General features: G+C 62.1%; 18 protein-coding genes. 9 read left to right on the top strand and 9 right to left on the bottom strand.

Annotated elements, in window-relative coordinates; all coding sequences use genetic code 11:
* The first annotated feature begins 57 nt into the window (after positions 1 to 57).
* Positions 58 to 633 carry a PadR family transcriptional regulator gene (locus BS630_RS21445; protein WP_077978961.1) on the top strand — a complete coding sequence of 192 codons (576 nt, stop codon included), beginning with the start codon at positions 58 to 60 and terminating at the stop codon, positions 631 to 633.
* Positions 634 to 701: 68 nt separating this feature from the next.
* On the opposite strand, the gene map is transcribed toward BS630_RS21445, so the two are convergent.
* The 6 genes from map to glpK all read right to left on the bottom strand — a co-directional run bounded on the left by map (position 702) and on the right by glpK (position 6,776).
* Positions 702 to 1,460 (bottom strand): type I methionyl aminopeptidase, encoded by a 759-nt coding sequence (map, locus tag BS630_RS21450; RefSeq protein ID WP_003541915.1) that lies wholly within the window; start codon positions 1,458 to 1,460, stop codon positions 702 to 704.
* Between the two features lie 146 nt (positions 1,461 to 1,606).
* Positions 1,607 to 2,668: an LLM class flavin-dependent oxidoreductase gene (locus BS630_RS21455; protein ID WP_077979259.1), complete on the bottom strand. Its 1,062-nt coding sequence runs from the start codon at positions 2,666 to 2,668 to the stop codon at positions 1,607 to 1,609.
* A 242-nt stretch (positions 2,669 to 2,910) separates the two neighbouring features.
* Complete coding sequence (locus tag BS630_RS21460; RefSeq protein WP_077978962.1) at positions 2,911 to 3,378, bottom strand: SRPBCC family protein; 468 nt, start codon at positions 3,376 to 3,378, stop codon at positions 2,911 to 2,913.
* Positions 3,379 to 3,478: 100 nt separating this feature from the next.
* Complete coding sequence (locus BS630_RS21465; protein WP_077978963.1) at positions 3,479 to 4,738, bottom strand: RNA polymerase sigma factor; 1,260 nt, start codon at positions 4,736 to 4,738, stop codon at positions 3,479 to 3,481.
* The gene (locus BS630_RS21470) at positions 4,735 to 5,109 is read right to left on the bottom strand and encodes a YciI family protein (RefSeq protein WP_077978964.1); all 375 of its coding nucleotides are present in this window, start codon (positions 5,107 to 5,109) and stop codon (positions 4,735 to 4,737) included. Before BS630_RS21470 ends, BS630_RS21465 begins: the two co-directional genes overlap by 4 nt.
* 173 nt (positions 5,110 to 5,282) lie before the next feature.
* The gene (gene glpK / locus BS630_RS21475) at positions 5,283 to 6,776 is read right to left on the bottom strand and encodes a glycerol kinase GlpK (RefSeq protein WP_077978965.1); all 1,494 of its coding nucleotides are present in this window, start codon (positions 6,774 to 6,776) and stop codon (positions 5,283 to 5,285) included.
* Between the two features lie 158 nt (positions 6,777 to 6,934).
* On the opposite strand from glpK, the gene BS630_RS21480 reads away from it, so the two are divergent.
* The 4 genes from BS630_RS21480 (at position 6,935) to xdhC (ending at position 12,844) form a co-directional block, all read left to right on the top strand.
* A complete protein-coding gene (locus tag BS630_RS21480; RefSeq protein WP_077978966.1) occupies positions 6,935 to 7,711 on the top strand; it encodes a 3-hydroxybutyrate dehydrogenase in 777 nt (258 codons plus the stop codon).
* A gap of 27 nt (positions 7,712 to 7,738) precedes the next feature.
* On the top strand, positions 7,739 to 9,205 hold the full coding sequence (gene xdhA, locus BS630_RS21485; RefSeq protein ID WP_077978967.1) for a xanthine dehydrogenase small subunit: 1,467 nt from the start codon (positions 7,739 to 7,741) through the stop codon (positions 9,203 to 9,205).
* Positions 9,206 to 9,386: 181 nt separating this feature from the next.
* Entirely contained in the window at positions 9,387 to 11,726 is a 2,340-nt protein-coding gene (gene xdhB / locus BS630_RS21490) for a xanthine dehydrogenase molybdopterin binding subunit (protein WP_077978968.1), read from the top strand.
* Positions 11,727 to 12,028: 302 nt separating this feature from the next.
* Positions 12,029 to 12,844: a xanthine dehydrogenase accessory protein XdhC gene (gene xdhC, locus BS630_RS21495; RefSeq protein WP_025395540.1), complete on the top strand. Its 816-nt coding sequence runs from the start codon at positions 12,029 to 12,031 to the stop codon at positions 12,842 to 12,844.
* On the opposite strand, the gene BS630_RS21500 is transcribed toward xdhC, so the two are convergent.
* Positions 12,820 to 13,011 carry a hypothetical protein gene (locus BS630_RS21500; protein ID WP_077978969.1) on the bottom strand — a complete coding sequence of 64 codons (192 nt, stop codon included), beginning with the start codon at positions 13,009 to 13,011 and terminating at the stop codon, positions 12,820 to 12,822. The genes xdhC and BS630_RS21500 overlap by 25 nt on opposite strands.
* Before the next feature lie 101 nt (positions 13,012 to 13,112).
* On the opposite strand from BS630_RS21500, the gene BS630_RS21505 reads away from it, so the two are divergent.
* A complete protein-coding gene (locus tag BS630_RS21505; RefSeq protein WP_077978970.1) occupies positions 13,113 to 14,009 on the top strand; it encodes a LysR substrate-binding domain-containing protein in 897 nt (298 codons plus the stop codon).
* Between the two features lie 54 nt (positions 14,010 to 14,063).
* Here the strand turns inward: BS630_RS21505 and BS630_RS21510 are convergent, their stop codons facing one another.
* Positions 14,064 to 14,396, bottom strand: a complete 333-nt coding sequence (locus BS630_RS21510; RefSeq protein WP_077978971.1) for a hypothetical protein — start codon at positions 14,394 to 14,396, stop codon at positions 14,064 to 14,066.
* Positions 14,397 to 14,559: 163 nt separating this feature from the next.
* On the bottom strand, positions 14,560 to 15,246 hold the full coding sequence (locus BS630_RS21515) for a Type 1 glutamine amidotransferase-like domain-containing protein (RefSeq protein WP_077978972.1): 687 nt from the start codon (positions 15,244 to 15,246) through the stop codon (positions 14,560 to 14,562).
* Positions 15,247 to 15,359: 113 nt separating this feature from the next.
* Here BS630_RS21515 and BS630_RS21520 point away from each other — a divergent pair, with 113 nt between their 5' ends.
* From BS630_RS21520 to BS630_RS21530, 3 genes are all read left to right on the top strand, one after another.
* Entirely contained in the window at positions 15,360 to 16,598 is a 1,239-nt protein-coding gene (locus BS630_RS21520; RefSeq protein WP_077978973.1) for a urate hydroxylase PuuD, read from the top strand.
* Positions 16,595 to 17,905, top strand: coding sequence for a guanine deaminase (guaD, locus tag BS630_RS21525; RefSeq protein WP_077978974.1), 1,311 nt, complete (start codon positions 16,595 to 16,597; stop codon positions 17,903 to 17,905). The genes BS630_RS21520 and guaD overlap by 4 nt, the downstream gene beginning before the upstream one ends.
* A gap of 121 nt (positions 17,906 to 18,026) precedes the next feature.
* Positions 18,027 to 19,169 (top strand): alpha-hydroxy acid oxidase, encoded by a 1,143-nt coding sequence (locus tag BS630_RS21530; RefSeq protein ID WP_077978975.1) that lies wholly within the window; start codon positions 18,027 to 18,029, stop codon positions 19,167 to 19,169.
* The last annotated feature ends 44 nt before the right edge of the window (positions 19,170 to 19,213 follow it).

Genomic DNA, 19,213 nt, shown 5'->3' on the forward strand with positions numbered 1-19,213 from the left:
TACGATATATGTTTTACGACATAGTCAACGATACATCTAACGATGAAAGGAAAAGTCATGAGAGGTTTTAAAGGCGGCATGTTCGGCGGAGATTTCCGCATGGGCCGCAAATTTGCGGCTGGCGATCTCCAGCTCGTCATCCTGGCCCTGCTCGCTGAGCAGCCGCGCCACGGCTATGAATTGATAAAGTTGCTGGAGGAGCGGTCCGGCGGCTTCTACGTGCCGAGCCCCGGCGTCATCTATCCCGCCCTGACCTATCTCGAGGAAACTGGCCTTGCGGAGGTCGAGGTGGAGGGCGCCAAGAAGCTCTACCGTATCACCGAGGCCGGCCGCGGTCGCGTCGAGGAAAACCGCGACATGATCCTGCACACGCTCGCCAAGCTCGAGCGCATCGGTGAGAAGATGGCCCATGTGAAGCGTGTCTTCGAAACCGACCGTCACGGCGCCGACGAAGGCGATGACGGCGATTTCATGCAGGACGGTGGTGATATCCGCGCCGCCCGCATGCTGCTGCGCTCGGCCATGCGGATGCGCTATCCCTGGTCGAAACCCGAAGCCGCCCGCATCGCCGGCATCCTCGAACGCGCCGCCACCGAAATCCTGCAAGGCGGCAGGCCGGGAACGCGGGGCTGAGGCGAAGACTGTGTGGCGGGATGCGAAACGGAGTCAGCTCCCGCCATCTTCATTGTCCAGCGTCGGTCTTACGCCCGCTCATCCGGCAAGGTCAAAATCACCGGCCCGTTGCGCGTCGCGACCACCGTGTGTTCGTATTGCACGGTCGGCGCCTTCGGATCGGCATAGAGCGTCCAGGCATCGTCGCCGCCTTCGGCCCATGTCGCGCCGAGCGAGAGAAACGGCTCGACGGTGAAGACGAGACCTTCGGTCATCATCCGTTTTTCGGAAGGGTCCGGCCAGGTCGAGAGCTCGGCCGGCTCCTCATGCAGCGAGCGGCCGACGCCGTGGCTCGCCAGATTGGCGACCAGCGTATAGCGGTTCTTCTGCGCAAAGGCGCCGACGGCGGTGCCGATCTTTGCCAGCGGCTCGCCCGATTTGACCTGGTTGAGCCCGACCCAGAGCGCCCGCTTGCCGTCGCGGCAAAGCCGCTCGATCTTCGGCTTGACCGGCGGCATCGTGAAGGAGGCGCCGGTATCGGCGAAGAAGCCGTCCTTTTCCGCCGAGACGTCGATATTGATGAGATCGCCGGCGCGGATGACGCGCGGGCCGGGAATGCCGTGGGCGATTTCCTCATTGATGCTGATGCAAGTGGCGCCGGGAAACTGATAGCAGAACTCCGGCGCCGAACGCGCGCCCGAATCCTCGAGCACCTTGCGGCCGATCCGGTCGAGCTCCAGCGTCGTCATGCCGGGCTCCATCGCCGCCGCCATCACCTGAATGGCGTTGGCGCAGATGCGGCCGATCTCCTTGAGCTTTACCAGTTCGTCGTCGTTTGCGATAACCATTCGTCTGTTCCGGCCTTGCGCAGGGCGGCAGCGGCCGCCTTAGAGCGCCGCGCCTCCAACAGGAAGCCCTAAGGACGCTCTGTCACTTCGAATCTGCGCATACTCCGTTGCGAAAATCGATTCCGATTTTCGGCATTATGCGCTCGTCAAGCCGTGGCTTTCGCCTCTTCGCTGCTATCAGTCAACGCCTTTCTGACGATCGGCGCGACTTTCGTGCCGTAAAGCTCGATGCCACGCATGATCTCGGCATGCGGCATCAGGCCGATCGCCATCTGCAGCAGGAAGCGGTCGTTCTTGAAGAGTGCATGATGGGCGATGATCTTTTCGGCGACCACCTCGGGATCACCGACGAAGAGCGCACCGTTCGGCCCGCGCGACATGTCGAAATGCGCCCGGTTCGTGGGCCCCCAGCCACGCTCGCGGCCGATGCGGTTCATCACCTCGGCCTGAGGTCCGTAAAATTGGTCGGCGGCGGCGGCCGTCGTATCGGCGATGAAGCCGTGGACATTGATGCTGGTCTTCAGCTTCGACTGATCCTGCCCTGCCCGGCGCGCGGCCTCGCGGTAGAGATCGAAGAGCGGCGCAAAACGGCGCGGCTCGCCGCCGATGATCGCCAGCGCCACCGGCAGGCCCAGCGCGCCGGCGCGCGCCGCCGACTGCGGCGTACCGCCGACCGCGACCCAGAGCGGCAACGTATCCTGCAGCGGCCTGGGATAGACGCCGCGCCCGTTGATCGGCGCGCGAAGTTCACCCTTCCACTCCACAAGCTCGCTGTCGCGCAGCGCCAGCAGCAGATCGAGCTTCTCCTCGAAAAGCTGGTCGTAATCTTCGAGATTATAGCCGAACAGCGGGAAGGACTCGATGAAGGAGCCGCGCCCCGCCATGATTTCGGCGCGGCCGTTGGAGATCAGATCGAGCGTGGAAAACTGCTGGAAGACACGCACCGGATCATCGGAGGAGAGCACGGTGACCGCACTGGTCAGCCGGATATTCCTGGTCTTGACGGCAGCCGCCGCCAGCACGACCGCCGGAGCAGACGCCGCATAATCGGGTCGGTGATGCTCGCCGAGGCCGAAGACGTCGAGCCCCACCTGATCGGCAAGCTCGATCTCCTCGATAAGATGCTTCAGCCGTTCGGCCGCTTCCGCTCCTTTGCTGCGGGAGGGGTTCGGATTGGCGTCGGCGAATGTGTAAAGCCCCAGTTCCATCATCGGCATCCTGTTGAATTCTCGGCTGAGATAAGGATGCCGGGGATGCAGCGCAAATACAAATTCTGGAACGGAATGTTCGAGAATCTCGATAGCGGCATGATATCTCTGACGATCTGGAAGATCTATCGAAGACCAATTCGAATCTGAATTCAACGACTTCGAAGCACCGGCGGAATCATCTTTCGAACCGCCTCAAACCTTGCTTGAAGCGTCAGGACGACGCGGTCTCGCCGCGCCGCTCACATCTTCGCCAGCAGCTCCGCCAGCTGGTCCGCGGCCTTGCCCCACCCTTCGTGGAAGCCCATCTTCTCGTGTGCTTCCTTGTCCTCGGCGCGCCAGTGGAGCGCCTTGGCCGTATATTTCGTGCGACCTTTGCCGAGATCTTCGAGCAGGATGAGGCCCGTGAAGAAAGGTTTCTCGGAAGGCACCCAGGCGCTGGTATAGGCATCGGTGAAGACGATCTTCTCGTTCTCGACGATCTCGAGATAGACGCCACGGTTCGGGTATTGATTGCCCTCGGGATCCTGCATGACGACGACGCTGGAACCGCCGGGACGGACGTCGAGCGTTGCCTCCGTCACACCCCAGGGACGCGGCACGAACCACTGCTTCAGCAGATCGGGATCGGTCCATGCCTTGTAGATCTTCTCGCGCGGCGCGTCGAATTCGCGAACGAGGACGAGTTCATGTTGTGTGCTGGCGGTCATCTCGACATCTCTCCATTTGAATGAAACCTGTTCCCTGGCAGGTTGTTACAAGGACGTGTCAGAGTTCGCCGTTCCGACACCGCGCCGGCCTTTTCGCATTTTATTTTGCGATCGGCTGCGTGGCCTCTTCCTGCATCTTGTCGATCTGCCGGCGGATATGGGCTGCCTCAGCCGCCGAATGGGCGAGCGCAATGGCGCGGTCGAAGGCTTCGCGCGCCTGGCTGGTCAAGCCAAGCTGCTTCAGCAGTCCGCCTCGTAAGCCGTGATAGTAGAAATAGCCGCCGAGTTTTTCGCCAAGAGGATCGATGAGATCGAGCGCATCCTGCGCACCCTGGAGCTTGGAGACGACGACGGCCCGGTTCAGCGTTATGACAGGCGATGGCTGGAGACGCTCCAACGCGCGATAGAGCAGATCGATCTCCACCCAGTCGGTATCCTCGGCGCGCTTTGCGCGGGAGTGAACGGCGGCGATGGCTGCCTGAATCTGATAGGGAGCGGGCCGGCGATGGCGCAGCGCCTTGTCGAGCAGCGCCAAGGCCTCGTTGATGAAGGGCTGGTTCCATAGCGACCGGTCCTGATCTTCGAGCAGCACGATCTCGTCCTCGGCGCTGAAGCGCGCCGGCCGGCGCGAGATCTGCAGGAGCATGAGCGCAAGCAGCCCCATCAGCTCCGGTTCGGATGGGAAGATATGCAGCATCAATCGCGCCAGCCGGATCGCCTCGTCGCTGAAGGCGGCCGCCTCATGCCTGGGATCGGCCTGGCTGTAGCCCTCGTTGAAGATCAGGTAAATCATCGTGCTGACGATCGAGAGCCGCTCCGCTCTTTCCTGCGGGCTCGGCGTTTCGAAAGGTACCCCAGCCTTGGCGACGCGCGCCTTGGCCCGGGTGATGCGCTGTTCCATGGCGCTTTCGGAAACCAGGAAGGCACGCGCGATCTGCGACACCGAAAGGCCGGAGACGATGCGCAGCGCCAGCGCGATCTGCTGGGTTGCCGGCAGATCGGGATGGCAGCAGATGAACAGCAGCCGCAGAATATCGTCGCGATAATTGGAATCATCCAGCCGCTCGGCGATATCGCTTTCGGCATCCTCGGTATCGGAAATGACGTCTTCATCCGGCAGAGCCTGGATCTTCGCCCGCTTGCGCACCGCATCGATGCCGCTGTTGCGGCCGACGAAGATGAGCCAGGCTGTGGGATCACGCGGCGGCCCTTTCTCCGGCCATGTCCGGATCGCCCTCAGGCACGCCTCCTGAAACGCCTCTTCCGCTGTATCGAGATTGCGGAAATAGCGCAGCAGTGCGCCGAGCGCCTTCGGGCGGGCCGAGGCAAGTGCGTGGTCGATCCAGGCAATGTCTGTCATGATGAAGCATCTCCCGGCCTGAAGACGTAGAAAGGCCGAATTTCGTAAGAGGTGGAACCTGGATTGACGGATGAAAGCTGCTTCGAGAAGGCGATCGCCTCGTCGAGCGTTTCGAAGTCGACCACATAGAAGCCGAGAAGCGCCTCTTTCGTTTCCGCAAAAGGCCCATCGATGACCAAGGGCTCGTCCTTGCCCTTGCGCACGGTGGTCGCAGCCGTCGTCGGCATCAGCCGGCCGACAGGACCGAGCCTGCCGGATGCGGCAAGCGGCTCCTGTACGGCGTAGAGTTTCTCCATGACGGCAGCCTCCTCCTCCTTGCTCCAGGCGAAGACGGTTTCCTCATGGGCGTAACAAAGGATTGCATAAAGCATCGCTCACTCCTCTTTTTGAATGACGAAGGAGTAACCGCTTACCCGACAGGCCGCATCAAAAAATTATTGACCGGAAATTCGTGATCTTCTCGAGCAGGCAACGCCGTGGCTACAGAAATAGCCGAGTATCTCGTAGAAACGAGCGGAGTTATATCGCGGCTCCATCCGCCCCCTTACCCCTCACTCAGCGTCCGCTTGACCGCATTCTTCCAACCCTTGAGCTTTGCCGCCCGCACCTTCTCGTCCATCTCGGGCTCGAACCGCCGATCGCGTTTCCACGTCGCCGAAAAACCGTCCCGGTCCGGCCACACCCCTGCCCGGCTGCCGGCGAGCCAGGCAGCCCCCAGCGCCGTCGTCTCCAGGATCACCGGGCGGTCGACCGGGGCATCGAGCAAATCGGCAAGGCGCTGCATCGTCCAGTTAGAGGCGACCATGCCGCCGTCGACGCGCAGCACGGTGTCGTCGGTGCCGTTCTTCCAGTCCTTCTGCATGGCGTCGAGCAGGTCGCGGGTCTGGTAGCAGACGGCTTCCAGTGCCGCCCGGGAGAGTTCCGCCGGCCCGCTATTGCGCGTCAGCCCGAAGATCGCGCCGCGCGCCTTGGCATCCCAGTGCGGTGCGCCAAGCCCGGTAAAGGCGGGCACGAGATAGACCTCCTGGGTCGGATCGGCCCTTTCGGCAAGGGCATTGGTCTCGGCGGCGCTGCCGATGATGCCGAGCCCGTCCCGCAGCCATTGCACCGCGGCGCCGGCGATGAAGATCGAACCTTCCAACGCATAGGTCGTCTCGCCGTTCAGGCGGTAGGCGATGGTGGTCAACAGCCGGTTTTTGGACCGCACCATATCGGCGCCGGTATTGAGCAGCGCGAAACAGCCGGTGCCGTAGGTTGATTTCATCATGCCCGGCGCAAAACACGCCTGGCCAATGGTCGCTGCCTGCTGATCGCCGGCCACGCCGAGGATCGGGATAGCAGCACCGAAAATATCAGGATCGACCGTGCCGAAATCGGCGGCGCAATCCTTGACCTCCGGCAGCATGGCGGCGGGGACTCTCAGAATCTCAAGCAGATCCTCGTCCCACGTGTTTTCGGCAATGTTGTACATCAGCGTGCGCGAGGCGTTGGTGGCATCGGTGACGAAGCTCTTGCCACCCGTCAGCCGCCAGATCAGGAAGGTGTCGATCGTGCCGAAGCAGAGATCGCCCCTGGCGGCGCGCGCCCGCGCGCCCTTCACGTTAGCCAGCATCCATGAGAGCTTGGTGCCGGAAAAATAGGGATCGAGGATCAGCCCGGTCTTCTTCGTGAACAGCCGCTCGAGATCCTGCCGTTTCAGATTGTCGCAATAGCTTGCCGTACGCCGGTCCTGCCAGACGATGGCATTCTGGATCGGCCGGCCCGTCTCGCGCTCCCAGACGACGACGGTCTCGCGCTGGTTGGTGATGCCGAGCGCTGCAAGATCCCTAGCCTCGATCCCGGCATCGCGCAGCGCCATGTGGACGGTGGAGACGACCGAATCCCAGATCTCCTCGGGATCGTGCTCGACCCAGCCGGAGCGCGGATAGATCTGGGTAAATTCCTTCTGGCCCTTGCCGGCGACATGCATGTCGCCATCGAAGACGATCGCCCGCGTCGACGTCGTTCCCTGATCGATCGCCAGAACATATCCGCTCATGAAATTCCTCCCTTAACATGTGGATTATCGTGACAAATCAATAGGCCACGGATGCGGGCGAGAAAAGCGAATAAAGCGGAATTGCCAGCCCGCCGGCTTTAGGCATAACCTCGCAGTCAACGCTGCAACGCAGCATCGCGATTTTCAGGGAGAACAGCATGAGCAGAACAGTTGTCGTCACCGGTTCCACCAGCGGCATCGGCCTTGCGATCGCCACTGCCTTCGCCGAAACGGGCGACAACGTCGTCATCAATGGTTTCGGAAAGGCTGATGAAATCAATGCGATCGTCGAACGGCTTGAATCATTGTCCAAAGGCCGGGCGCTCTATCATCCGGCCGACATGACGAAGCCGGCCGAGATCGCCGACCTGATCGAAACGGCTGCCAAGACCTTCGGCGGCGTCGATGTCCTGGTCAACAATGCCGGCATCCAGCACGTCGAGAAGATCGAGGATTTCCCGATCGAGAAATGGGATCAGATCATCGCGATCAATCTGTCGAGTTCCTTTCATACCATGCGCGCCGCAATCCCGCTGATGAAGACGAAGAAGCATGGCCGCATTATCAACATTGCCTCGGCCCACGGCCTCGTCGCCTCTCCCTTCAAATCCGCCTATGTCGCGGCAAAACATGGTATATTAGGCCTGACGAAGACGGCAGCACTCGAGCTTGCCGAGTTCGGCGTAACCGTGAACGCCATTTGCCCCGGCTACGTGCTGACCCCGCTCGTCGAGAAGCAGATCCCGGACACCGCCAAGGCCCGCGGCATGACCGAGGAGCAGGTAAAGAGCGAAGTCATCCTCAAGGCGCAGCCGACGCACGAATTCGTCAAGGCCGAGGAGATCGGCGCACTGTCGCTCTACCTCGCCAGCGACGCCGCCCGCCAGGTGACCGGAACGCATATCTCGATTGACGGGGGCTGGACGGCGGCTTAACCATTTGGAAAAACAACCGGGAACATCATGAACGACAGCATCCGCTTCATCCTCAATGGCGAGGACATCACGCTTACCGATGTCGCGCCGACCGAGACGCTTCTCGATTTTCTGCGGTTGAAGCGACGGCTGACGGGCACCAAGGAAGGATGCGCCGAGGGCGATTGCGGCGCCTGCACCGTGCTCGTCGGCCGGCTGGCCGACGGCAAGCTCGCCTATGAATCCGTCAATGCCTGCATCCGTTTCATCGGCTCGCTGCACGCCACCCATGTGGTAACGGTCGAGCATCTGGCCGGCAGGGACGGCGCCCTGCATCCCGTCCAGCAGGCATTGGTCGATTGTCATGGCTCGCAATGCGGCTTCTGCACCCCAGGCTTCGTCATGTCGCTTTACGGTCTCTGGCTCGCCAAGGAAAAGCCGAGCCGCCAGGAAATCGAAAAGGCGCTGCAAGGCAATCTCTGTCGCTGCACGGGCTATGAGCCGATCGTCAAGGCCGCCGAGCAGGTGAGCCTGATGCGGCCGAGCACGCTCTTCGATCCGCTGGAACGGACGCGCTCTGAAATCGTCTCGCGGCTTTGGGCAATGCAGGCGAGCGGTACGATCAGGATTGCGAATGGCGAGGACCGGCTGATCGTGCCGGCTTCGGTCCAGGCGCTGGCCGAGGTCCTCTCGCAGGAACCCGACGCAATTATCGTCGCCGGCGCGACGGACGTCGGCCTCTGGGTGACGAAGCAGATGCGCAGGCTGAGCCCGGTTGTCTTCATCAATCATTTGAGCGAATTGCAATCGGTCACGGAAGGCGAGGACGGCGTTACCATCGGCGCCGGCGTCAGCTACACCAAGGCCTTCGAAGCAACCTCTCAGAAAATCCTGGCGCTCGGCCGGTTGATCGATCGCGTCGGCGGCGAGCAGGTGCGCAACATGGGCACGATTGGCGGCAACATCGCCAACGGCTCGCCGATCGGCGACAGCCCGCCGCCGCTGATCGCGCTCGGCGCGACGCTGACGCTGCGGTCCCTGGAAGGTCAGCGCAGAATGCCGCTCGAGGATTTCTTCATCGCCTATGGCAAGCAGGACCGAAAGCCCGGCGAATTCGTCGAGAGCATCTTTGTACCCTATCCGGCAGCAGCCAGCCGCTTTGCCGCCTACAAGATCACCAAGCGCCGCGACGAGGACATCACAGCCGTGCTCGGCGCCTTCCTGCTGACGCTCGACGAGGCCGAAATCGTTTCCGACATCCGCATCGCCTTCGGCGGCATGGCGGCAACGCCGAAACGCGCCCGCACGGTGGAGGCCGAGTTGATCGGCAAACCATGGACGGAAGTGACGATCGAGGCAGCCCGCCCCGCATTCGACGCCGACTACCAGCCGCTAACCGACTGGCGCGCCACGGCGGAATACCGACAACTGACGGCGAAGAACCTGTTGACGCGGTTCTATCTCGAGACCGTGGGCGCGCCGGCGGAGCTGAAGCGGTTCGAGGAGGTGGCGTAATGAAGATGATACATGTCAGCGCAAGCCACCCACCTCATCCGGCAGCCGCCACCTTCTCCCCGCTGGGGAGAAGGGACTGCCGCGCCGTCTCTTTTCCACCTTCTCCCCTCGGGGAGAAGGTGCCCGAAGGGCGGATGAGGGGGCCGCACGGCACCACACGTTCTCGCGAAGGAGGTATCTAATGGACAAATCCACCTTCGAAGACCGCAAAGCCATCATCAACGGCCCGATGCACGGCTCGCTGCGGCATGATTCAGCGCATAAGCATGTCACCGGAACCGCTGATTATATCGACGATATTCCCGAACCCGCAGATCTGCTGCATGGCGCCGTCGGCCTCTCAGATCGGGCGCATGCCGAAATCCTCAGCATCGACCTTTCCGCGGTCGCCGCGCATCCCGGCGTCGTCTGGGTTTTCACCGGCAAGGACGTGCCCGGTATCAACGACGTCAGCTCCAACGGCAGCCATGACGAGCCGCTGCTGGCCGAAACTCTAGTTCAGTTTCATGGCCAACCGATCTTTGCCGTCATCGCCGAGACGCGTGATGCCGCCCGCCGCGCCGCGCAGCTGGCAAAGATCGACTATCGCGACCTGCCGCACTGGAGCGATATCGACGGCGCGCTCGCCAATGGCAGCCCGCTCGTCATCACCCCGATGACGCTGCACCGCGGCGAGCCGGAAACGGAAATGACCAATGCTGCCATGCGTCTGAAAGGTCAGATGCGCATCGGCGGACAGGAGCATTTCTACCTCGAAGGCCATATCGCCGTGGCGATCCCCGGCGAGGACGACGAGGTCACCGTCTGGTCCTCGACGCAGCATCCAAGCGAGATCCAGCACATCGTCGGCCACGTACTCGACATCCCTTCGAACGCAGTGACAGTCAACGTGCGCCGCATGGGCGGCGGCTTCGGTGGCAAGGAAACGCAGGGCAATCAGTTCGCAGCACTTGCGGCGATCGCCGCCAAGAAGCTCGGCCGCGCAATCAAATTCCGCCCTGATCGCGACGAGGATATGAGCGCCACCGGCAAGCGCCACGATTTCCTCGTCGATTACGAACTCGGCTTCGACGCTGAAGGCCGCATCCATGCGGTCGACGCCACTTATGCGGCGCGCTGCGGTTTCTCCTCCGACCTCTCAGGGCCGGTGACCGACCGTGCCCTCTTCCATGCCGATTCCAGCTATTTTTATCCGCATGTGCATCTGACCTCGAAGCCGCTGAAGACGCACACCGTCTCTAACACCGCCTTCCGCGGTTTCGGCGGGCCGCAGGGCATGCTCGGCGCCGAACGCTTCATCGAGGAGATCGCCTATGCCGTCGGCAAAGACCCGCTTGATGTCCGCAAGCTGAATTTCTATGGTCAGCCGGGCTCCGGGCGTACGCTCACCCCCTACCATCAGGAGGTCGAGGACAACATCATCGCCCGCATCGTCGAGGAGTTGGAGGAAACGGCCGAATACCGGGCGCGGCGCAACGCCATCATCGCCTTCAACCGCGACAGCCGCTACATAAGAAAGGGCATCGCGCTGACGCCGGTGAAATTCGGCATTTCCTTCACCATGACCGCCTTCAACCAGGCAGGCGCCCTCGTCCACATCTACCAGGACGGCTCGATCCACCTGAACCATGGCGGCACCGAAATGGGCCAGGGCCTCTATACCAAGGTGGCGCAGGTGCTGGCCGACAGCTTCCAGGTCGATATCGACAGGGTAAAGATCACCGCGACGACGACGGCCAAGGTGCCGAACACCTCGGCCACCGCCGCCTCCTCCGGCTCGGACTTGAACGGCATGGCCGCCTATGACGCTGCCCGCCAGATCAAGGAACGGCTTGTCGCCTTTGCCGCCGAGAAATGGGATGTTGGTGCCGCCGACGTCGTCTTCCTGCCGAACCGCGTGCGCGTCGGCGAGATCGAGATCCCCTTCCCCGATTTCATCAAGCAGGCCTATCTCGCCCGCGTCCAGCTTTCCGCCGCCGGCTTCTACAAGACGCCGAAGATTCACTGGGACCGCAAGGCCGGCCGCGGCACGCCCTTCTATTATTTCGCCTACGGCGCCTCCTGCACCGAGGTGTCGATCGACACGCTGACCGGCGAATATCTGATCGATCGCACCGACATCCTCCACGATGTCGGCCGCTCGCTGAACCCGGCGATCGACATGGGCCAAGTCGAAGGCGCCTTCGTCCAGGGCCTGGGCTGGCTGACGACGGAAGAGCTCTGGTGGGACGACAAGGGCCGGCTGCGCACCCATGCTCCCTCGACCTACAAGATCCCGCTCGCCTCCGACCGCCCGAAGATCTTCAACGTGCGCCTTGCCGAATGGTCCGAGAACACTGAGGCCACCATCGGCCGCTCCAAGGCCGTCGGCGAACCACCCTTGATGCTGGCGATCTCGGTGCTGGAAGCGCTGTCGATGGCGGTAGCAAGTGTGGCCAACTACAAGGTCTGCCCGAGGCTCGACGCCCCGGCGACGCCGGAACGGGTGCTGATGGCGGTCGAGCGGATGAAGCGGGTATAGCAGATGGAAACGCGTCCGGCTGGTTTGTTGCCCCCGACGGTTGAGCAGGACGGGCAGAGAGCTTGGAGTGAGCGAGACCCCCCTCTGTCCTGCCGGACATCTCCCCCACAAGGGGGGAGATCAGCAAGAAGGAACGCTCTGCGCCTTACTACCTTGCCGCTACATCACCAAAGTCCGACTCTGCGCTACGACTTCTCTGTTCCGGGAAGCCGCTGCCTCATACCGATCTCCCCCCTTGTGGGGGAGATGTCCGGCAGGACAGAGGGGGGTGACACACCCGCGAACCCATCGGTCAGCCATCCATGACCGGCATCCACCCCTTCCTCGCCGCCCACCCAGACTGCATCCTCGTCGATATCACCAGCACGCAGGGCTCGACCCCGCGTGAGGCCGGCACCTTCATGCTCGTCTCGGCTGAGGCCCTGTGGGGCACGATCGGCGGCGGGCAGTTCGAATTCATGGCGATCGCGAATGCGCGGGACATGTTGGCGGGAACCGGCGGGATGGCGGAGATGGATATCCCGCTCGGGCCCGACATCGGTCAGTGCTGCGGTGGCCGCACGCAATTGCGGTTTCGCCGGGTGGCGCAGGCGGTTGCCGAAGAAATCGAGGCCAGGTTAACCAGCGAGATCAAGCGCCTGCCCGAGGTCTATCTCTTCGGCGCCGGCCATGTCGGCCGGGCGCTGGCAACGGCCCTTGCGCCGCTGCCGCTGTCGGTGACGGTTGTCGAGACGCGGCAGGAGGAACTCGCCAACCTGCCTCCCGAGACGAAGACGCGGCTCATGCCGATGCCGGAAGCGCTAGTGAAGGATATTCCGGCTGGCGGCGCGATCGTCATCCTGACGCACGACCACGCGCTGGATTTCCTCATCGCCCGCGAAGCGCTGGAAAGAACGGATCTCGCCTATGCCGGCATGATCGGCTCGGCCACCAAGCGCGCCACCTTCGCCAGCTGGCTTTCCCGGGAAGGCGGCGGTGAGCGTGGCTGGCTCGAGCGGTTGACGCTGCCGATCGGCGGCGCCGCGGTCAGGGACAAGCGCCCTGAGGTGATCGCCGCCTTGACCGCCGCCGAGATCCTGACGGCGCTCGCTGCCTACCGCATGCGCTCGTCCTCGTAATAGGGATCGCGCCCGTCGAGGAAACCGAGATCGCGCTTGACGCGATCCGGCACCGTCTCGAGATCGAGGCTGGGCATGCGCCAGATCCGCGCCAGCCGGCCGCCGATGCGCCGGAAAATTCCGATGGTCGGCTGCGGCGGGCTCTGTTCGATAGCATAGCAATCCATGACATCACCTCGATGGTTTGATGGTATGAGTTGCAGTTTGCGGCCAAAAATGCTGCAATTCCAATCGAACAACCGTCTGCCTGCATCAAGAGAATTTATCCATGAAGCTGTCGAAACAATTCCCGCTGAATGCGTTGCGCGTCTTCGAGGCCGCTGCCCGGCTCGGAAGTTTCACCAAGGCGGGCAACGAACTCGGCATGACGCAGACGGCCGTCAGCTATCAGATCAAGCTGCTGGAGGAGAATGTCGGCGAGCCGCTCTTCCTGCGCCGTCCTCGCCAGATCGCACTGACAGACACCGGTGAGCGGCTGGCGCCGAAGGTGACGGAAGCTTTCGCCATGCTGCACGACGCGATGGCGACGGCGCGCGACAGCGTCGAAGGCACGCTCGCCATCAGTTCGACCCATACCTTCGCCTCGAAGTGGCTGGCGCCGCGCCTCGGCTCCTTCCATTTGAAACATCCGGCCATCGCGGTGCGCTTTCAGGCGAGTTCGGATATCATCGACTTCGCCCGCGAGCAGATCGATGTCGGCATCCGCTGGGGCGACGGCAACTGGCCGGGGCTGGCGCTGCACCGGCTGATGGGCCTGGAGTTCACGCCGATGCTAAGCCCGAAGTTGGCGGAGGCGGCAGGCGGCATCAGGGAGCCGCGCGATCTCCTGAACTTCGATCTCTTCGACGCCGGTGACATCTGGTGGAAACAATGGTTCGAGGCTGCCGGCGTCACAGACACGGATCTCGATCGGCGCCCGCGCAACCAGCTCGGCTCTCAGGCAGTGGAAGCCGATGCCGCGATCGCCGGCCATGGCGTCGCCATTCTTCATCCTGCCTTCTATGCGGCCGAGATCGCGCTCGGCCGGCTCTATCAGCCCTTCGAACTGACCCGCAGCGACGGCAAGGCCTACTGGCTCGTCTACCCCGAAAACCGTCGTAACGTGCCCAAGATCAAGGCCTTCCGCAACTGGATTCTCGAGGAGATGAAGGCAGCCGGAAATTAGCCCATTTCACACCAAGTCCGGTTCGTGAGCCGGGTGCGATCCTGTGGTCCGGCTTCAAAATCCCATTTCCGGCGCATAGAAACAGCGCGGCGTATCCTCGTTCGGGAACAGGCAGAGATGATAGTCGTTATCGCCGGATTGCATCGCCTTCGTCATCGGCAGCAGGAAGACATGAGCATGCGTGACCATCCGGTGGTCACCCGGCATCAGCGTCACACGATATCCGCCTGGCGTCACCGCCACGCTTTTCGATGGGATCATCTGGCAATCGCCGCTATGACTGTCGCCGTTGCAACAATAGGGGTCATAACTCCACCCCGAGGGTGCGTCGTGAGCCATCGCCAACGACGCATACGCAATCATCACACACGTCAGAATGCTGCGCATGGGCATCTTCTCCGTCGATGAATGCGCCGCCGATGATCTAACGGTTCTTATTTTATTCCGGCGGCCTGCAAAATAACTGTAATCGAGTCGTCGTAGTTCAAGGTCTGCTGAATTAGCAGATCAAGCATAAGCCAGAGATAATGCACAGCCTTCTCGGCAGCTTTTAGGCACGCGACAGCAGATCGGCGATGCGGCCGCCATCGGAAGCTTCGGCAAAACCGTCGGAAATCGTCAGCGGAGCGCCGAAGATCTCGACGAGCCCGTTGCCGAGGATGAGACCTTCGCCGTCCCGGCATGCGAGAATGGGGGTTGCCGTCGTCTCGCTGTAGCGCAGCAGCGCGGAGAGATAACCGGGATCGTCGTTCAGATGCGGGAAGAATTCGAAGGGCAGGAGATCAAGAGCCGCGCCGTCCTGCACCGCATCAGGCGAACCGCCGGAAAAGAGCGCATCGACGGCGATTGTCGGCGTCATCAAAATCGCCCCGGCGCTGGTTCCGACGAGAATGCCGTCGTCCAATGCCCATGAGCGCAGCTTGTCCAGCATGCCGCTTTGGCGCAGCCGTCTCAGAAAATCGCCGGTGTGCCCACCGGAAAGATGGATGGCGTCGCAGGAGAACAGCCGGTTGATCTCCTCGTCACCGGAAAGCGCGTCGAGATCGACGAAGAGATCGAGAACAAGCCCGTATTTCGCATAGTAACGCTGTTTCTCATCGAAAAACCCGCGCTGCGTGTCCGGACCGGATGCAATATAGCCGATGCGGTTTCCGCGCGAGAGGACGAGCGCGGCAAGCCGGCGGTCCATCGGCGCGTTTTCGGCGATGACCTGATCGCTGTAGAGTGCGGTGATCATTCCATTGCTCCTTTGGCCGCGTCAGCGATTGAGCGTGTGGTCCTTCAATCTCCTCTTCCCTCCCCGCCAAAATTTCCGCAATGTCACGAGTCGGAGGAAGATAGGGGAACTCGATGTATGAATATGCCATAGCATGGGAATGGCTCGCCTTCGCGGCGCGTTGGTTCCATGTCATTACCGCGATCGCCTGGATCGGATCGTCGTTTTATTTCATCGCGCTCGATCTCGGACTGGTGAAACGCCCGCATCTGCCACCCGGCGCCTATGGCGAGGAATGGCAGGTCCATGGCGGCGGCTTCTATCATATCCAGAAATATCTGGTGGCGCCCGCCCAGATGCCGGAGCACCTGACCTGGTTCAAATATGAGAGCTATTTCACCTGGATATCCGGCTTCCTGATGCTATGCATCGTCTATTACGGCGGCGCCGATCTCTTCCTGATCGACCGGCATGTGCTGGATATCAGTCCGTCGGTCGCGATCCTGATCTCGCTAGGGTCGCTTGCCCTCGGCTGGGTCGTCTACGATCTGCTCTGCAAGTCGCCGCTCGGGCGGAACACCTGGGGACTGATGGCGGTGCTCTATATCGTGCTCGTCTTCATGGCCTGGGGCTATACGCAGCTTTTCACCGGCCGCGCCGCCTTCCTGCATCTCGGCGCCTTCACCGCGACGATCATGTCGGCCAACGTCTTCATGATCATCATTCCGAACCAGAAGATCGTCGTCGCCGACCTCATCGCCGGACGGGTTCCCGATCCTAAATATGGGCAGGTCGCCAAGCAGCGTTCGCTGCACAATAACTACCTGACGCTGCCCGTCATCTTCTTCATGCTGTCGAACCATTATCCGCTGTCTTTCGGTACGCAGTTCAGCTGGGTGATCGCGGCTCTGGTCTTCCTGATGGGCGTCACCATCCGCCACTGGTTCAACACGACGCATGCCAGGAAGGGCCGGCCGACCTGGACCTGGATCGTCACCGTCATTCTCTTCACCCTGATCATGTGGCTTTCGACCGTGCCGAAGCTGCTGACCGGCGAAACGGATGCGGCGGCGGTCGCGCCCGCCTTCCAGCAATTCGCCGGCGATCCGCATTTCCCCGCCGTCAAGCAACTGGTCTCGACGCGCTGTTCCATGTGCCACGCGGCCGAGCCGGTCTATGAGGGTATCGTGCGGCCACCCAATGGCGTGATGCTCGAAAACGACGCGGAAATCGCCGCCCATGCCCGCGAGATCTATATACAGGCGGGCCGCAGCCATGCCATGCCGCCCGGCAACATCACCGACATCACGCCGGACGAACGCAAGCTGCTGGTCGCCTGGTTCGAGAGCGCAGTCGAAGGCAAGAAACAATGACGACGACACTCCTGCGCGGCCGCCTGCTTTCCTTTCACCGCGCGCCGCTAAGCCTCGCCGACAGCCAAAGTTATCTCTACGAGGAGGACGGCGGCCTGCTGATCGAGAATGGGCTGATCACGGCAATCGGGCCCTATACCGACGTCAAGGCAAAAGCAGCCGCAGACACGGTAGAGATCGACCACCGCCCGTATCTGATCATGCCGGGCTTCATCGACATGCACCTGCATTTTCCGCAGATGCAGGTGATTGCCTCCTACGCCGCCAACCTGCTCGAATGGCTGAATACCTATACCTTTCCCGAGGAATGCCGTTTCGTCGAAAGCGCGCATGCCGAAAGGATCGCCACGCATTTCTACGACGAGTTGATCCGCCACGGCACGACGACGGCGGTCGCCTATTGCTCCGTGCATAAGACCTCGGCCGACGCCTTCTTCGCCGAGGCGATGAGGCGCAATATGCGCATGGTCGGCGGCAAGGTGATGATGGACCGCAATGCCCCGCAGGGCCTGCTCGACACGCCCGAGATGGGTTATGACGAGACCCGCCAGGTGATAGCGGACTGGCATGGCAAGGGCCGCAACCACGTTGCCATCACCCCGCGCTTCGCCATCACCTCGACACCGGCTCAGATGGAAGCGACATCAGTCCTTGCCCGCGAATTTCCCGATCTGCACATCCAGACGCATCTTTCGGAAAATCACGACGAAATCAGATTCACCTGCGAACTCTATCCCGACGCGATCGACTATACCGACATCTATGCCCGCTACGGCCTGCTCGGGCCGAAGAGCCTCTTCGGCCATTGCATACACCTGTCCGAGCGCGAGGCCGACGCGATGAGCGAGGCGGGTGCCGTCGCCGTCCACTGCCCGACCTCGAACCTCTTCCTCGGCTCCGGCCTGTTTCCGCTGAAGGCGCTGACGCGGCGGGAAAAGCCGGTTCGCATCGGCGTGGCGACCGATATCGGCGGCGGCTCCAGCTATTCGATGCTGCGGACGATGGACGAGGCCTACAAGATCCAGCAGTTGCTCGGCGAACGGCTGAACCCGCTGGAAAGCTACTATCTGATGACCCGTGGCAATGCCGAAGCCCTGTCGCTGGCGGACCGGATCGGCACGCTGGAACCCGGCACCGAGGCCGATCTCGTCGTTCTCGATGCAACGGCGACACCGGCCATGGCGCTGAAGATGGAAGTGGTGAAGACGCTGCCCGAGGAGCTTTTCCTGCTGCAGACGATGGGCGACGACCGCGCGATCGCCGAGACCTATGTGGCCGGCATTGCGTTGAAGAAGGAGCTTCAATGACACGCCCTGTTACGCTCGAATTCGGACCGTGAAAGCAGCCCGGCACGGCCAGTTTCCCGTAACGCTCCTGCCAAATTCATGTTATGGCCGATGGCCGCATTCAGATGTGAAGGTTCAATTCATGGCCACTCCGCTCACCATCGCCGACCTGAAAAAGCTGGCACGGCGACGTGTGCCGAAGATGTTTTTCGACTATGCGGATTCGGGCGCCTGGACGGAATCGACCTACGCGGCCAACGAGAGCGATTTCAGCCAGATCAAGCTGCGCCAGCGAGTGATGGTCGACATGACCGACCGCACACTGGCAACGACGATGATCGGCCAGAAAGTGTCGATGCCGGTGGCCCTGGCGCCGACCGGCCTGACCGGCATGCAGCATGCCGATGGCGAGATGCTGGCGGCACGCGCCGCCGAGGAGTTCGGCGTCCCCTTCACGCTTTCGACGATGAGCATCTGCTCGATCGAGGACGTGGCATCAGCGACGACGCGCCCCTTCTGGTTCCAGCTCTACGTGATGAGGGACAAGGATTTCGTCCTCAACCTCATCAACCGCGCCAAGGCCGCCGGATGCTCGGCGCTGGTGCTGACCGCCGATCTGCAGATCCTCGGCCAGCGGCATAAGGACCTGCGCAACGGCCTGTCGGCGCCGCCGAAATTCACCCCGAAACATGTCTGGCAGATGGCGACCCGGCCCTTCTGGTGCCTGGACATGCTGCAGACCAAGCGCCGCAACTTCGGCAATATCGTTGGCCATGCGAAAAATGTCACCAGTATCGCCTCGCTCTCCGCATGGACGCACGAGCAGTTCGACCCCCGGCTGTCCTGGGCCGATGTCGCCTGGATCAAGGAACAATGGGGCGGCCCGCTGATCATCAAGGGCATTCTCGATACGGAGGATGCCAAGGCGGCCGCCGATACCGGCGCCGATGCGATCGTCGTCTCCAATCATGGCGGGCGTCAGCTTGACGGCGCCCCCTCCTCGATCAGCATGCTGCCGAAGATCGTCGACGCCGTCGGCGACCGTATCGAGGTCCATCTCGATGGTGGCATCCGCTCCGGCCAAGACGTGCTGAAGGCCGTGGCGCTCGGCGCCAAGGGCACCTATATCGGCCGCCCCTTCCTCTACGGCCTCGGCGCCATGGGCAAGGAAGGCGTATCGCTGGCGCTCGGCATCATCCGCAAGGAGTTGGACATCACCATGGCGCTTTGCGGCAAGCGCGACATCAACGACGTGAGTTCGGCGATTATCGCCGGGCGGCAGTGACCTGCTTGAGAAGCCTAGAAGAGTCACGAGCCAGCCGATCGACG

This window comes from Rhizobium laguerreae, from assembly GCF_002008165.1.
Lineage (GTDB): Bacteria > Pseudomonadota > Alphaproteobacteria > Rhizobiales > Rhizobiaceae > Rhizobium > Rhizobium laguerreae.